This is a genomic window from Anaerobacillus sp. CMMVII (assembly GCF_025377685.1).
In the GTDB taxonomy this organism is placed as follows: Bacteria; Bacillota; Bacilli; order Bacillales; family Anaerobacillaceae; genus Anaerobacillus.
Window position 1 is genome coordinate 181,114 of record NZ_JACEHK010000016.1, and the last position, 16,537, is coordinate 197,650.

At 36.8% G+C, this 16,537-nt stretch carries 12 protein-coding genes and 2 pseudogenes; 12 read left to right on the top strand and 2 right to left on the bottom strand.

All coding sequences use genetic code 11. The annotated features are described in order from the left end of the window. Positions 1-20: 20 nt before the first annotated feature. The 9 genes and pseudogenes from miaB to hfq all read left to right on the top strand — a co-directional run bounded on the left by miaB (position 21) and on the right by hfq (position 11,282). Positions 21-1,565, top strand: coding sequence for a tRNA (N6-isopentenyl adenosine(37)-C2)-methylthiotransferase MiaB (gene miaB, locus H1D32_RS21000; RefSeq protein WP_261180155.1), 1,545 nt, complete (start codon positions 21-23; stop codon positions 1,563-1,565). After that, entirely contained in the window at positions 1,565-1,993 is a 429-nt protein-coding gene (locus H1D32_RS21005) for a YlbF/YmcA family competence regulator (RefSeq protein ID WP_261180156.1), read from the top strand. The genes miaB and H1D32_RS21005 overlap by 1 nt, the downstream gene beginning before the upstream one ends. A gap of 450 nt (positions 1,994-2,443) precedes the next feature. After that, positions 2,444-3,016: an outer spore coat protein CotE gene (locus H1D32_RS21010; protein WP_261180157.1), complete on the top strand. Its 573-nt coding sequence runs from the start codon at positions 2,444-2,446 to the stop codon at positions 3,014-3,016. A gap of 185 nt (positions 3,017-3,201) precedes the next feature. Continuing rightward, positions 3,202-4,356, top strand: coding sequence for a putative amidoligase domain-containing protein (locus H1D32_RS21015; RefSeq protein WP_261180158.1), 1,155 nt, complete (start codon positions 3,202-3,204; stop codon positions 4,354-4,356). Between the two features lie 71 nt (positions 4,357-4,427). Next, positions 4,428-7,016 carry a DNA mismatch repair protein MutS gene (gene mutS, locus H1D32_RS21020; protein WP_261180159.1) on the top strand — a complete coding sequence of 863 codons (2,589 nt, stop codon included), beginning with the start codon at positions 4,428-4,430 and terminating at the stop codon, positions 7,014-7,016. A 27-nt stretch (positions 7,017-7,043) separates the two neighbouring features. After that, positions 7,044-8,872 (top strand): annotated as a pseudogene (gene mutL / locus H1D32_RS21025) (DNA mismatch repair endonuclease MutL). 415 nt (positions 8,873-9,287) lie between these two features. Further along, positions 9,288-10,058, top strand: coding sequence for a class I SAM-dependent methyltransferase (locus tag H1D32_RS21030; protein WP_261180160.1), 771 nt, complete (start codon positions 9,288-9,290; stop codon positions 10,056-10,058). 22 nt (positions 10,059-10,080) lie between these two features. Continuing rightward, positions 10,081-11,007: a tRNA (adenosine(37)-N6)-dimethylallyltransferase MiaA gene (gene miaA, locus H1D32_RS21035; protein ID WP_261180161.1), complete on the top strand. Its 927-nt coding sequence runs from the start codon at positions 10,081-10,083 to the stop codon at positions 11,005-11,007. 44 nt (positions 11,008-11,051) lie between these two features. Beyond that, positions 11,052-11,282 (top strand): RNA chaperone Hfq, encoded by a 231-nt coding sequence (hfq, locus tag H1D32_RS21040; RefSeq protein WP_071316298.1) that lies wholly within the window; start codon positions 11,052-11,054, stop codon positions 11,280-11,282. A gap of 238 nt (positions 11,283-11,520) precedes the next feature. Here hfq and H1D32_RS21045 read toward each other — a convergent pair whose 3' ends face one another. After that, positions 11,521-12,135 carry a site-specific integrase gene (locus H1D32_RS21045; RefSeq protein ID WP_261180162.1) on the bottom strand — a complete coding sequence of 205 codons (615 nt, stop codon included), beginning with the start codon at positions 12,133-12,135 and terminating at the stop codon, positions 11,521-11,523. Next, positions 12,053-12,493: a phage integrase N-terminal SAM-like domain-containing protein gene (locus H1D32_RS21050; RefSeq protein WP_261180163.1), complete on the bottom strand. Its 441-nt coding sequence runs from the start codon at positions 12,491-12,493 to the stop codon at positions 12,053-12,055. Before H1D32_RS21050 ends, H1D32_RS21045 begins: the two co-directional genes overlap by 83 nt. A gap of 331 nt (positions 12,494-12,824) precedes the next feature. Between H1D32_RS21050 and spoVK the strand changes: the two are divergent. From spoVK to H1D32_RS21065, 3 genes and pseudogenes are all read left to right on the top strand, one after another. Continuing rightward, positions 12,825-13,774, top strand: a pseudogene (gene spoVK, locus H1D32_RS21055) (stage V sporulation protein K). A gap of 168 nt (positions 13,775-13,942) precedes the next feature. Beyond that, positions 13,943-15,208 carry a GTPase HflX gene (gene hflX / locus H1D32_RS21060; RefSeq protein ID WP_261180254.1) on the top strand — a complete coding sequence of 422 codons (1,266 nt, stop codon included), beginning with the start codon at positions 13,943-13,945 and terminating at the stop codon, positions 15,206-15,208. A gap of 11 nt (positions 15,209-15,219) precedes the next feature. Beyond that, positions 15,220-16,488, top strand: coding sequence for a methionine gamma-lyase family protein (locus H1D32_RS21065; protein WP_261180164.1), 1,269 nt, complete (start codon positions 15,220-15,222; stop codon positions 16,486-16,488). The last annotated feature ends 49 nt before the right edge of the window (positions 16,489-16,537 follow it).

Below are 16,537 nucleotides of genomic sequence, written 5' to 3' on the forward strand. Positions count from 1 at the left end.
TAGAAAAGGAGCAACTACACATGAATGAACAACAAAAGAAGCAAATGACGATTACGATAGATTCCTCTTCTGCGGACAAAAAATCCGGACAGAAAAAGGACTATGGCGAATACTTCCAAACAACGTTTACACAACCAAGCTTAAAGGATGCAAAACGCCGTGGAAAAGAAGATGTAACAGTACATTATGATTTTGATATTCCAGAAGACATGCGTGACTTAGGGAAAGGGAGAAAGTTTCTTGTTCGTACCTACGGATGTCAAATGAATGAACATGACTCGGAAAATATGGCTGGAATTTTATTAGACATGGGCTTTGAACCGACGTCTCAAACTGAAGAAGCAGATGTTATCCTTTTAAATACATGTGCAATTCGAGAAAATGCTGAAAATAAAGTATTTGGTGAAATTGGTCATTTAAAACCATTAAAAAGAGAGAAACCTGGCCTTGTTATCGGTGTTTGTGGCTGTATGTCGCAGGAAGAATCAGTTGTTAATAAAATTTTAGCGAAGCATCAGCATGTCGATCTTATTTTTGGTACGCACAACATACACCGTCTACCATTCCTATTGAAGGATGCGATCTTTAACAAAGAAATGGTGATTGAGGTTTGGTCTAAAGAGGGCGATATTATCGAAAATATGCCGCGTGCTCGTCGTGGCCAGTTACAAGGTTGGGTAAACATTATGTATGGCTGTGATAAGTTCTGTACGTATTGTATCGTTCCTTATACAAGAGGGAAAGAAAGAAGTCGTCGTCCTGAAGATATTATCGCAGAGGTCCGTGATTTAGCTCGCTTAGGTTACAAGGAAATTACCTTACTAGGACAAAATGTCAATGCCTATGGAAAAGACTTTGATGACATGAACTATGGTTTAGGTGATTTAATGGACGAAATACGGAAAATCGATATTCCAAGAATTCGATTTACAACAAGTCACCCTCGTGATTTTGACGATCGTTTGATTGAAGTACTAGCAAAAGGCGGAAATCTAGTTGAGCATATTCATTTGCCAGTACAAAGTGGGAATACAGAAGTATTAAAGCTTATGGCGAGAAAATATACACGTGAGCAGTATATTGAATTAGCAAACAAAATTAAAGCGAAAGTGCCGAACGCGACTCTGACGACTGATATTATTGTTGGCTTTCCAAATGAAACTGAAGAGCAATTTGAAGATACTTTATCCTTAATGAAGGAAATCCAATACGATAGTGCCTACACGTATATTTATTCTCCACGCGAAGGAACACCGGCAGCGAAGATGGAGGACAATGTCCCTCTAGAAGTGAAGCGCGATCGTCTTCAACGCTTAAATGCCCTAATTAACGATATTTCTGCTATAAAGAATAAGCAACTAGAAGGTACAATTGTTGAAGTTCTTGTTGAAGGGGAGAGTAAGAAAAATCCAGAAATTCTCTCAGGTAGAACAAGAACAAATAAACTTGTTAATTTTGCAGGAGATAAGTCTATTATTGGTAAGATCGTTCATGTTAAAATAATAGAAGCCAAAACATGGTCACTAGATGGTCAAGTAGTTGAAAAGGTAGAGGTGAAAGCATAATGACAAAAACATATACAAAAGATGATATTATCTTAAAAGCACAAGAACTTGCAAAAATGATTGCTGAAACGGAAGAAGTAGAATTCTTTAAACAGGCTGAGCTTCAAGTCAATGAAAATGCAACAATTCAAGAGTTAATTAGCAAAATCAAAAAAACTCAAAAAGAAGCTGTCAATTTAGAGCATTATGGCAAAGTCGAAGCGCAAAAAAATGCCGATGTAAAAATTGAGACGCTTCAAGATGAATTGGATGAGATCCCATTAGTGAAAGAATTCAAACAGAGTCAAATGGACGTCAATGGCTTGTTACAACTTGTAGCTACTACGATTTCAAATACGGTAACTGATGAAATTATTAAATCAACTGGTGGGGACGTTCTGAAGGGAACAACTGCAACGAAAACAACAAAGGCACCAATGAAGTCTTGACATTAATAAATATGATTGCGTGACAATCATTAAAAGAAAAACTAGCTGCTATTACGAGAAATAGCAGCTAGTTTTTTTATTTTATATATAATTTCACGTACCGTAATAAAATACTTGAAAAAAATTAGCATGAAACGCCGAGAGAACCCATATATATGAATGAAAAAGTTAATGAAATTAGCACAACCAAGAATGTTTACACATATGCTTTAATATCAATGTAATAGGGAAGTAATAGAACGATTTTGTAGTTTAAAAGAACAGAAAAATATAGACTCAACGCCTAGTCTCTTAGGCTAAGTTAAGTTTTTCTAACTTTTACCCCAAATTGTTAGCACAATAGTCATTTGTCTTGCATAGGATGAGAGTGAGGACTGTTTGGGAGGAGCTTTTAAAAATATATAGAAGCTCCACGGAGAACAACCAATTGTTTGAGGAGGGTAAAAACAAATGTCACAAACAGAAAAAGAATTGAATTACAGAGAGATTATAACAAAAGCCGTTTGTGGAAAAGGGAGAAAATTCTCACAGACTAGTCATACGATACGCCCTTCCCATAAGCCGTCAAGTATCTTAGGTTGCTGGATTATTAACCATAAGTATGAAGCGGAAAAAAAGGGAGACTGCATTGAGGTTCGTGGAAGTTACGATGCTAACATTTGGTTTTCTTATAGTAACAATACGAAAACTGAAGTTGCTACAGAAACGGTTACTTATACTGATGTAGTTCCACTAACTCTTCAAGACAAAAACGTATTAAGTGATGATTTAGAAGTTATCGCAAGAGCTATTCAACAACCTAATACGCTTGAAGCAACAATCGCACCTAATGGAACAAGTGTCATTGTTCAGGTTGAAAGAGAGTTTTTAGTGGAAGTTATTGGTGAAACAAAAGTTTGTGTATACGTAAATCCAGATGGAATTAGTGATGATCTAGATGCAAAGACATGGGACTACGACGTCGAAGATGAAGAGTTCGAAGATTTAGATCCAAATTTCTTAACTGGCGAATTAGAAGAATAGTACTGATAGGAAGAAGTTTACTTCTTCCTATTTTTTATACTATTAATTTTTTTAGTCTTGGTTTCGGATTGATTAAAAGATAAAAACCTAAAATTCACTTTCCTTAATACCTCTGAATAGTTCTTCAATTTATTCAATCTGTGTTGGTGAAAGTGAAATATTTTCTAATCTGGAAGGAAGATTTTATGAGCCTTAAAAAGGAAATTGATGACTTTCATAAAAATATTAAGTATCAACTACCAAAGCAGTCAATTTCAACATTACAGGACCACAAATTTCAAATTGGGACAAGTAATGTGGGAAATCGAAGAAATATGGTAAAGGTAAAAGCTTTTCATTATGCATTATTATCATCTAAAAGGAGTAAGCATGGGACTCTTTTTAGGAGCGATGAGATCATTTGGGAAGACATTGAACAAAACCAATACTATTTTGAAAAGGAACTAATAGAATTTGCTTTGCTTTGTTTGTATTTAACGAACATACCATTGGGAGAGTGTATTGTTAAACGAGTAGGAAAGAAGGATATAGTTGTCGTTCGAATTCAAGAAATAATGGTAGAACAATTAACAAATACCCAACAGGAATTTGTCAGATACGAAATACAAAAGCATTCTATTAGGAGAGGTATAACCTTTGGTGCAGACCTTGAATTGATGCTGAAAAATGAGAAAAGCAAGAAGTTTATGAATGCTGATATATTAACAAGTAACGAATTTGGTTTTGATCAAGCGATTGCTGTGAATAATCATCAAGTTTTTCATCCGATTGTTGAAATTCGTCCGAAACCAGCAGTAACTATGGTGGAATTACATATGAATTTACTAACACTATACCAACAATTTGAAAGCCAAGCGGCAAAATACCAATTAAGCGCTATTACTGATCCGAATCCAATCGGCCGTTTTTTTCTAGGAGGACATCTCCATTTTGGGAATATTCCTTTTACATTTCAACATGTTAGGCTACTTGATCAGTTTGTAACAATTCCCTTTGCCCTCGTAGAGAGAAACCCTTCAGTGTTACGAAGACAAAGCTATGGAAGGCTCGGTTCGGTGCGAGAAAATGATTTCCAAGGTTTTGAATATCGGGTTCTGCCAACATGGTATCAGCATATCCCTAGTTGTTTACCACTATTGCTATGGGTTGAATATCTCCTAAAAAATTCAGAGGAAATCACAACAAGACTAATTGATCAAAAATTTATCAAGGCCTACTACAATCAGGAAAAAGGAGAAAAATTATTTGATCAATGGGTAAATGAAAATCGAGATATGCTGATGGAGGATCTAGGAAAATCACTATTTGATGACTATATTTCATATCTTAAAAATCTTTGAAATTCTCGAGCTTCCTCTATGATTATGGTATACTATTAACTGTTGAATACAAAGACATGGGGGAAGAGTCTATGGCAGAACATACGCCTATGATAAAACAATATCTTGCGATAAAGGCACAATATAAAGATGCCTTTTTATTTTTTCGTTTAGGAGATTTTTATGAAATGTTCTTTGATGATGCGAAGCTTGCATCTCAAGAACTAGAGATAACGTTAACAAGTCGAGGAGCAGGGGCAGATAGTGAACGAATTCCAATGTGTGGAGTGCCCTATCATGCAGCTGAGCAATATATCCAACAATTAATTGAAAAAGGTTATAAAGTAGCCATTTGCGAACAAACAGAAGACCCTAAACAAGCAAAAGGAGTCGTGAGGCGTGAAGTTGTTAAATTAATTACTCCTGGCACAGTGATGGAAGGAAAGGTTTTACAAGAAAAAGAGAATAATTTTATCGCCTCAGTAACTGACTTCCTCGACGATACGTACGGGTTTGCTCTGACAGACTTAACGACTGGGGAAAATTTTATCACAATCCTACAAGGTAGCTGGCAAGATGTGATTAATGAAATAGCGACTACTGGAGCAAAAGAAATCATTTTTGCGACAAACCATAGTGAAGCAAAAATTGAACAATTGCTCCAACAAATTCAAGTAGCACATTCATATGAAGATAGTGAGCAACCACCAGAAGCATTTTTATCTTTATGTGAGGGGCTTGGGCAGCGCAAATTAATCGAAACCTTTGGTCGACTTTGTTCCTATCTTGTAAAAACACAAAAGCGTTCGTTAGATCATTTGCAACCTGTTATTTATTATACGCCAAGCGAATTTATGAGAGTAGACCTACACTCGAAACGAAATTTAGAGCTAGTTGAAACGATTCGAGATAAGAAGAAAAAAGGCTCGCTTTTGTGGCTTCTAGACAAGACCGTAACAGCTATGGGTGGTAGATTATTAAAGCAATGGCTTGAACGTCCATTATTAAAGCAAGAACAGATTGAAAAAAGGCTGAGCATGGTAGAAACTTTGCTAGATCAATTTTTCGAGCGGGAAGAATTACGCGAGCAATTAAAAGAAGTTTATGATTTAGAGCGCCTTGCTGGAAAAGTAGCCTATGGAAATGTGAATGCAAGAGAGCTTGTTCAACTTAAACGCTCATTGCAGCAAATCCCTAAAATAGTAGCTACGGTTCAAGAATTAAGTAATCCATATGGTGAACAGCTCGTAGGGGATATTGATTTATGCGAAGATCTTTGCAGAATGTTACAAGAATCGTTAAAACAAGATCCTCCTATCTCCATCAAAGAGGGTGGAATTATCCGAGATGGCTATAATGAACAACTTGATCAATACCGAGACGCTAGTAGAAACGGAAAAAGTTGGCTTGCTGAACTAGAGCAACAAGAACGACAAGTAACCGGAATTAAGTCATTAAAAGTAGGCTATAACAAGGTTTTTGGTTATTATATTGAAGTGACAAGAGCAAATCTAGGAACTCTTCCAGAGGGCCGTTATGAGCGAAAGCAGACGCTTTCTAATGCGGAACGATTTATTACTCCAGAGCTTAAGGACAAAGAAGCTCTGATTCTAGAAGCAGAGGAAAAAATTGAACAGTTAGAATATGACTTGTTTTTGGGTATTCGTGAGAATGTAAAACAATATATTTCGAAACTCCAATATGTTGCCAAGAAAATTAGTGAACTTGATGTCCTACAAGGCTTTGCGAAAGTCAGTGAAGAAAATCATTATACGAAGCCAGAATTTAATGAGGACCGTCAAATCGTCATTGTTGAAGGTCGACATCCTGTGGTAGAAAAGGTTCTCCGTTCAGGAGAATATGTTCCAAACGATGTCCAAATGAATTCTGAGAGAGAGATATTATTAATAACTGGTCCTAATATGGCAGGGAAGAGCACCTATATGCGTCAATTAGCATTGATTTCAATTTTAGCGCAGGTGGGTTGTTATGTTCCTGCAAAGAAGGTGTCTATTCCAATTTTTGATCAAGTGTTTACAAGAATTGGAGCTGCCGATGATTTAGCAAGTGGCCAAAGTACGTTTATGGTAGAGATGTTAGAAACGAAAAATGCCATCTCTAGAGCCACTCAAAAAAGTTTGATTTTATTAGATGAAATTGGTAGGGGGACTTCAACCTATGATGGTATGGCTCTCGCTCAAGCAATTATCGAATATATCCACGAAGAAGTTGGGGCGAAAACATTATTTTCTACCCATTATCATGAGCTAACCATCCTCGAGGAAGAGCTTTCTTCTTTAAAAAATGTTCATGTAAGTGCCGTAGAGGAAAGTGGTAAAGTAGTTTTCTTACACAAGGTTGTGGATGGACAAGCTGATAAAAGTTATGGTATTTATGTTGCAGAGCTTGCAGATCTTCCCGAACAAGTAATTTCAAGAGCAAAGACAATTTTATCGAAGCTTGAAAATCAATCACATGTAAAACCAGTGCAAGAAACCGAACAACCAATTCAGCTATCTTTATTTGCAGAAAAGCCAGAAGTAACAAAAAAACAATCAAAAGGTTCTTTTAGCGAAGATGAGAAAAAAGTGATTGCTTCATTAAAAAAGCTAGATATATTAAACATCACTCCAATTGAAGCTATTCAAAAGCTAAATGAATTGCAAAAAAAGCTTAAATAGTGCGAAATAGAAAAGGGGTAAACTCCCATGGGTAAAATAGTTAAATTAGATGAGTATTTATCAATAAAATTGCTGCTGGTGAGGTAGTCGAGCGTCCCGCATCAATTGTAAAAGAGCTAGTTGAAAATTCTATTGATGCCAACAGTACGTCTATCCATATTGAAGTCGAAGAAGGCGGGCTACAAAAAATTCGCATAGTTGATAATGGCGATGGGATTGAAGAGGATGATTGTTTACTAGCTTTTCATCGTCATGCGACTAGTAAGATAAAATCAGATAAAGATTTATTCAGGATCCGCACTCTAGGGTTTCGTGGTGAGGCGTTGCCAAGTATTGCTTCTGTTGCTCATCTTCAGCTAAAAAGCTGTACTGGTGGTGCAGCAGGTACAACTGTTGTGATTGAAGGTGGCAAAATTATTGAGCATGGTTCGTCGCCTGGTAGAAAAGGAACGGATATTACAGTTACAAATCTCTTTTATAATACACCAGCAAGACTCAAATATTTGAAAACGATTCATACGGAGCTTGGAAATATTACCGATTTTGTTTACAGGTTGGCTCTAGCCCATCCTGAGATTTCGTTTCGCTTAGATCATAATGGGAAAAAGGTCTTTTCATCCAATGGAAATGGAGACTTAAGACAGGTGATTGCAGCGATTTATGGTATGAATATTGCAAAACAAATGCTCTATTTTGAGAACTCATCATTAGATTTTAAGATTTCAGGTTATGCGTGTAAGCCTGAAGTTACTAGAGCATCAAGACAATATATGTCTACATTTATTAATTATCGATATATAAAAAACTTTCCGTTAACAAAGGCAATCCAAGATGGCTACCATACGTTATTACCAATAGGTCGTTATCCTGTAGTCGTTCTTCATGTAGAGATGGATCCAACATTAATTGATGTTAACGTTCATCCCTCAAAACTGGAGGTTCGTTTAAGTAAAGAAGACGAACTAAATAAGCTTGTGACAGATACGATTAAGTCAATTTTCAAACAAGTTCAGTTAATCCCTGAAGTGAAAAGGCCAGTAGTAGAAAAGGAAAAATCGGAGCAGTTAACGTTTTCCTTAGAGCATCAGGTACCTTTGATCACTGAGGAACATAAAGAAACGAGTTTTCCAAAAAACGAAACTATTTTCCTTCGAGAAACTCAAATCGAAGAAGTAGAGGTTGTTGAGGCGATTTTTTCAACACCAAAATTTAATGTACCTTTACAGACTGTTGAAAAAAGTGTTGTAAATGAAAACGAAGGGCCGAAAGAAGAACGAGTTCCTGTTCTTTACCCAATTGGACAAATGCATGGAACTTATATCTTAGCTCAAAATGAAAAAGGTTTATATCTAATTGATCAACACGCTGCACAAGAGCGGATTAAATATGAATACTATCGTGAAAAGGTTGGCGAAGATCAAAAACAGCTACAGGACTTATTGGTTCCGATTTCTTTTGAGTTTACAGGTTCAGAAATGGACCGTATTAAAGCCAATGAAAATTCTCTGCAGGCTCTAGGTATTTTTCTGGAACCATTTGGTCAACATAGTTTTATTGTCCGCTCGCACCCAACTTGGTTTCCAGCGGGATTAGAGGAAGAGATTATTAAAGATATCGTTGAAGAAGTTCTGACCGGAAAGAAGGTATCGTTAGCAAAGCTCCGAGAAGAAGCGGCAATCATGATGTCTTGTAAAGCCTCTATTAAAGCAAATAGGTATTTGCGAAATGATGAAATGTTTGCCCTCCTTGAAACACTTCGAAAGTGTGAGGACCCATTTACATGTCCACATGGTCGGCCGATTTTTATACATTTTACAACATACGAAATGGAAAAAATGTTTAAACGAATTATGTAGAGAGATCTAAAAAACGAAAACTTGCCCCATGCATATACTCATTCATGCAGGGGCAAGTTTTTTGAAAGAAACCTAGGATGATGCCATGTTTTTGTTGTGTTGGAATAGAAAAATTTGCATGGGAACATCCAAATGACTATAATAGTAGAAAAACTTGGTTTTGGCCTATGTTTTTCTAAATTTAAGGCTCTTTTCTAAAACATTGCTCCTGCGGTTACTCGTCGCACAAAAAAAACTTGTTGCTTTTAACCTAAAATAATTGGAAAAATTCTTTAGATGAAGATATCACCCAATAAATTTAGTAAGAAAAGATACTTACTAAATAAGTAGTGAAATCTTAGTATGTACTTAAGCAACAAACTTTGCGAAACAGCCAAATTTAGAGAAGTGGCTTGAACACGATAAGAGGAGAAAAATGATTGTAACAACTTCACTGCGACCAACTCAAGAAATGCTTAAAAAAGCAAAACAGGTTGCTGTAGACCTTAATTTACCGTTTATTACCCGTGATAAAGGGCCTATATCAGCCTTACAGGGTCAATATGGCTGTGATGTTTTTGTAGTAGGCTCTAATCGATTATCGCTATATCAATTAGCAACTGATGTACCAATGTTCTTTCACCCAAATTCAGCTATGTTTAAAGTAAAGCGGATTATGAAAGGGGATACAAGTCCTTTTTTACAAGCGACGAAACTGACCGAAAAAATGTCATTCCTCGATTGTACATTGGGTCTTGCATCTGATAGTATAGTATCAAGTGTAGTTGTTGGAAAATATGGGAAAGTAGTTGGGATTGAGGGTAATCGTTTTCTAGCGTACATCGTTAGAGAAGGGCTAAAGAGTTGGGATAGTGGCTTAGTCGAAATAAATGAGGCTATGCAGCGGATCGATGTCGTTCACATGGATCATCTTGACTACTTACGGAACGAAAAAACGAACGCCTTTGACGTGGTTTATTTTGACCCCATGTTTGAGTTGAAGATTGACTCTGATGGGATCAATCCAATTAGAAATATGGCTATATATCGCCCCCTTGATGGAGAGACGATTGAAGAGGCAAAGCGTGTTGCTAAATCACGTGTAGTTTTAAAAGATCACTGGAAAAGCACACGATTTGACCAGTTTAATTTCAATGTTTACAAACGTACTACTTCTCCATTCCATTACGCTTCGATTGAATTATGATTGGTTAAAAAAGGAGTCTTTCATGAAAGAAAAGCTTGTTGTGATTGTCGGTCCTACAGCTGTCGGCAAAACAAAATTAGGAGTTGAATTAGCGAAATCGCTTAAAGGGGAAGTAATTAGCGGTGATTCAATGCAAATTTATAAAGGGATGGATATTGGAACAGCAAAGGTTACTCACGCTGAAATGGGTGGAATTCCTCACCATTTAATTGATATTAAAGAACCGACAGAGAGTTTTTCTGTCGCAGAATTTCAAAGCTTAGTAAAGCCATTAATTTCAAAGTTAAATGGAGAAGGAAAACTCCCTCTAATTGTTGGTGGAACTGGTTTGTATATTAGTTCTGTTATCTATGATTACAATTTTCCTGACGCACCTAGTGATCCTGACTATCGTCAAAAGATGGAAAAGTTTGTAACTGAATTTGGTGTAGAAAGACTTCACGAAAAACTAAAAGACATTGACCACATTAGCTATGAAACAATCCATCCTAATAATTACCGTAGAGTAATTAGGGCATTGGAAGTTTATCATGTGACAAATAAAACGATCTATGACTTCCAAGAGCAACAACCTAAAGTAAGTCAGTATGATGTTATCATGATTGGTTTAACGATGGATCGTGATTTGTTATATGAGCGAATTAATGCTAGAGTTGATTTGATGATTGAGGCTGGGCTCATTGAAGAAGCCAAGAACCTCTATGAGAGTGGCGTAATCAATTGTCAGTCAGTACAAGCAATCGGTTATAAAGAAATTTATGACTACATAGAAGGACGAACGACGAAGGAACAGGCGATTGAAACCTTAAAGCAAAATTCAAGAAGGTACGCAAAACGCCAACTTACTTGGTTTCGCAATAAAATGGATATCAATTGGTTTGAAGTATCAGAAGCAAATTTCACAGAAAAGAAACAAGAAATTCTTAAATTAATAGAGGAAAGACTCTAAAAAAGGCGAAATATAAAGTATAGATATTAGAGGAGGACTGTTCAATGAAGCAACAATCGGTAAACATTCAAGATGTATTTTTAAATCAACTTAGAAAAGAGAGTATTCCAGTTACCGTTTTTCTTTTAAATGGATTTCAACTAAGAGGTTTAATCAAAGGTTTTGATAACTTTACAGTTATTTTAGAAACTGAAGGTAAACAACAATTAGTTTATAAACATGCGATCTCAACATTTTCACCTCAAAAAAACGTCCCGTTAAATCCAGAAGCATAAGTGCACATTGAGGTATTTACCAAAAGCTCCCGAATGGGAGCTTTTTATTTTTATTTCGCGCTTTTCTAAAAGATTGTTGCTATTAGCTTTTAGGTCGTAACCAAGCGAATTTATGGTTCTTCACGCTTTGCGTGAAGCTTTTGAGAATAAATAAGCCATGGGACAAATAAATTTGTCCTAAAAAGCTATTTATTCTCAAATGACGACTTCAAAGCCATGAAGTTTACGAAAAAGATTCTTAATTTAAAGCTTTTGCCTTCGCATATTGAAAATATTTTTTTAAGGAAATCTCTGTTTTTAAGCCCAATTCTTTTTGTATTTCGCTAATCGACTTATCTTTACTGATTTCCATTAAAATAAATGTATTCCTTAGATGTTGAGCCGAAATTCCCTTTCTAAGTCCACTTCGTTTTATTTCCTTTTGAAGCATCCTCTGTACAGCAATGTCTGTTAACGTTTTCGGTTTATCTTCTTCATAAACCCAACGGAAAGTACCTCTTTGAAAATCAAAAGCAACTAAAAAAGGATCGTTATCATGATACCTTGGTCGAACAGGTGTTGGAATCGTTTCATAATACTTATAAAAGAGTAGTTTATGTTCTAAGGAGAGTGTGATAATTCTTGGCTCTAATGCGGTATTTAAGGATATCGTATTCGTTTCGAAGTGGATCTGGTTCATTCGTAAGCTAGTTAATTCTTGAAGCGTGAGCCCGTAATATAAAAATAAAGTAAGAATCGTTTCATTACGATCGACAATTAAATGTCTAGTCTTAAGTTGATTTTCTGAAAGGTTGTGGCTTGATCGAAGTGACGTGAACAGCTGTTTTATTTCCGCTTTTGTTAAAAAAATCACTATCCGTCATCGTATCTTCTTCAAGCTCAATCATATTTATCTCAAGAATTGGGTTTTTGGATAAGCCTAAGTTGTCATAATATTTATAAAGCTGATTTAAAACAGTAAGTACCCGTTTTGTTGTTCTTGGTTGGTATCTTCTCGAATCTGTTAGGATGGTTATGTAATTCTCGATGTCACGTTTAGTTAAAGTGGCCCAGGTAGCGAAAGATTGTTCATGTTTTTCGATTTGCATCCAAAGAAAAAAATCTTCAAGGTCATAGATGTATCGTTTTATTGTCGAGGGTTTCCGTTTCTTCTTTATTAAAGAGAATAGATAGTCTTTTACGAAGCTAGGTAAAGAGGTTTGAAATAACAAATCTAATTAAATTCCCTCCCCTATAATGGTATATATGTATTATAACAGTCTATGATCCTTCAGGGGTAATTTAAGAAAAGGTGAACAATAAAAGGTCTGCTCTGCTTTTGGTAGTTCCTTGTATAGAACACCATTCTATGTGGTCAAGGCGAGAAAAAAATAGGCATTTGTCACCTTTTTGGGCTACCGAGTATAATGACATTAGACTACCGTCCCTTTAGATCAAAGCACATAAAGCAATAGTACCTGTGTCACTCGGCTCAAAGCTTTGTTTCGGGTAAAGCTTTTCTTAATAAAAAATCTTTAATTTGTATATAGGGTGGTGAAACGATTGGAAAAACCCTTGTCAGTGAAGTCAAGAGGTCAGATAAATATAGTCTTAAACCAAAAAGAGTTAAAGCAGAGTAGTGAAATGTTGACGGGATTTTCAGAAGCGGATCGAGAAAAACATTATATTCTTGAAAAAATTGAAAAGGAACTAGAAGAATTAGTCGGCTTAAAAGAAATGAAACGGTTTATTAAAGAAATCTACGCTTGGCTTTACATTAACAAGTGTCGTAAAGAACAAGGTCTAAAAGTTGGAAACCAAGTACTGCATATGATTTTTAAAGGAAATCCGGGTACAGGGAAAACAACAGTTGCAAGGTTGTTAGCAAAGTTATTTAAAGAAATGGAGGTCCTTTCGAAAGGACATTTACATGAAGTTGAACGGGCAGATTTAGTTGGTGAATATATCGGCCATACCGCCCAAAAAACTCGTGATTTGGTGAAAAAGCGGTCGGGGGCATTCTTTTTATAGATGAAGCCTATTCTCTTGCTCGAGGTGGAGAGAAGGATTTTGGAAAAGAAGCGATTGATACCCTAGTAAAAGCAATGGAAGATCAGCAACATGACTTTGTGTTAATACTTGCCGGTTACTCTAGAGAGATGGACCACTTTCTTTCGTTAAATCCAGGTTTACCTTCGCGTTTTCCAATTACAATGAAATTTCCTGATTATACAAATGATGAGTTGATCGAGATTGCTAGAAAGATGGTCAAAGATCGCGAGTATATCATTGAAAGAGATGCAGAGATGAAATTACGCGATTATTTACAGAGCCTAAAGGCTGAGCGTAGTTTTAATTTTAGTAATGGAAGACTAATCCGGAATATTGTTGAGAAGGCAGTGAGAGCTCAGGCGGTAAGGTTATTGTATCAAGGGAAATACGGCCGAAAAGATTTGCTTACCTTAACAAAAGAGGATATCAAAGTGGAGAACCAAATAGATGAAGGATTTTAGTTTAGATAAATGTGGAGCGAATCAAAGAATAAAACGTGCAAGCAAGCGGAAGTCAAAGTTTATTAAACTTTAATAACCGCACTTGCACTTTTCTTATTGGAAAGATTATAGTAAAGATTGGCAATAATATTCGTAAAAGATGAAGTTCAAGGAAAAGGTTGTGAAGCTTTGGTTGAAACAACGAAAAGTACCGAAGAGAAAGTGTTGCTAGTAGGCTGTAAATTAACAGAAGTGCAAGAAGATCGTTTTCGTTATTCGATGGAGGAATTAGCTGCATTGACGAAAACGGCAGGAGGAGTTGTACATTCGACTGTCATTCAAAATCGACATAGCCTAGATCGCGCTACTTATATTGGAAAAGGAAAAATTGAAGAAATTATTCCTTTAGTTGAAGAACTTGAAATAGATGTAGTTATTTTTAATGACGAACTCTCGACTAGTCAGGTTCGAAATTTGACGGCATTAATTCCTGCTAGAATTATTGATCGAACGCAGCTTATCTTAGATATTTTTTCTAAGCGAGCAAAATCAAAAGAAGGGAAGCTCCAGGTTGAATTAGCGCAGTTGAATTATTTGTTGCCAAGGTTATCTGGCCAAGGGCACTCCTTATCAAGACTTGGTGGTGGTATCGGGACGAGGGGGCCAGGTGAAACTCAGCTTGAAACCGATCGTCGTCATATCCGACGTAGAATGGATGAAATTAAGGAGCAATTAAAATCGATCGTTAAGCATCGTGCCTTATATCGCGAGCGCAGAAAAGAAAATAGAGCGTTCCAAATCGCCTTGGTTGGTTATACAAATGCCGGAAAATCGACGATACATAATCGCTTAACAGTCGCAGACGCCCTAGCGGAAGATCAATTATTTGCAACGTTAGATCCGTTAACAAGAAGAGTAAAGCTACCTTGTGGGTTTCAAGCGTTGCTAACAGATACGGTAGGTTTTATTCAAGATCTTCCGACCACTTTAGTAGCGGCATTTCGTTCGACGTTAGAAGAAGTACGTGAAGCAGATTTTTTATTGCATGTAGTTGATGCTTCTAGTGAGGATTACTTTAATCATGAAGCAACCGTAATGTCATTATTAGACCAACTCGATGTCAAAGATGTACCAATGCTTACAGTATATAATAAACGCGATGCTATGACCGCACAATTTGTCCCGACAGAAGGGAAGAAATCAACCATTATTTCTGCGTTGCAACAAGCTGATTTAGAGAAACTCCTCCTTAGAATTGAAGAGGAACTTAAACAAAATTTCAAATATTTTGAAGCGAAAATCCCTGCTAGCCATGGAAAATTTCTAACAAGTGTGCAAATGGGGGCGATTATTGAGAAACGAGAGTGGGTAGAAGAAGTAGAAAGCTATCTGGTAAGAGGCTATGTGCCACCCCTTTCTACTACCTATAAACAATTACAACAATTTCAAGCATAAAAGGAGTAATTATGTACGAACAATTTTCGAATGGTGAAAAATTAAAACAAATAGTGAAAGAAGTCGAAGAAAAAATAAAAGCAATACATAACAAGATTGAAGAGACGATGGAAGAAAACCAATTGCATGTATTGCAGGCGTTTCGCGATCATCAAGTCTCTGATTTTCATTTTACTCCATCCACTGGTTATGGTTACGACGATGTCGGTCGGGATACTTTAGAATCAATCTATGCCCGTGTTTTCGGAGGTGAAGCAGCGATTGTACGTCCTCAGATCATCTCAGGCACGCATGCGATAGCGACTTGTTTGTTTGGAGTTTTACGCCCGGGTGATGAATTATTATATATTACAGGAAAGCCTTACGATACGTTAGAAGAAGTGGTAGGGAGTAGAGGTCACGGGAACGGATCGTTGAAAGAATTTGGAATAACCTACGGTTGTGTCGAGCTAACTGCGGAAGGTAGAGTAGACTTCGCTGAAGTTGCTAACAGAATAAAGAGTGAGACAAAAGTAATTGGCATACAAAGGTCCAAGGGGTATGCCAATCGTCCTTCCTATACAATAAGCGAGATCAAGGAAATGATCGCATTTGTGAAAGAGATTAAGAAAGATGTAATTGTTTTTGTTGATAATTGTTATGGAGAATTTGTCGAGACCTTAGAGCCTTGTCATGTAGGAGCTGACCTGATTGCAGGGTCCCTAATTAAAAACCCTGGTGGTGGAATAGTGAAAACGGGTGGCTATATTGTTGGGAAAGAAGCGCTGGTTGACTTAGCTTCTTATCGCCTTGCAGCTCCTGGTATCGGAAAAGAAGGTGGAGCCTCATTATATAGTTTACAAGAAATGTACCAAGGGTTCTTTCTTGCACCGCATACTGTCGGTCAAGCATTAAAAGGTGCTGTTTTTACCGCTGCATTTCTTGAAAAGCTGCAGTTTTCAACAAATCCAAGCTGGGATGCTACGAGAACAGATTTAATCCAATCGGTACAATTTAATCATTCAGAAACAATGATTGCCTTTTGCCAAGGGATCCAACAAGCGGCCCCAGTAAATGCCCATGTGGTTCCGTACCCTAGCTCTATGCCAGGATACGAAGATGAGGTAATTATGGCAGCGGGAACGTTTATCCAAGGAGCTAGTATAGAATTTTCGGCTGATGGTCCGCTCCGCCCACCATATGTTGCTTATGTTCAAGGAGGGCTTACCTATGGGCACGTAAAAATAGGGATCTTGACAGCTGTTGATCATTTAGTGAAAAAAGGCTTACTAACCATATAAACATATAGAAAATCACCTTCGTCGCAGGGTGATTTTTAATTTTAGTTGG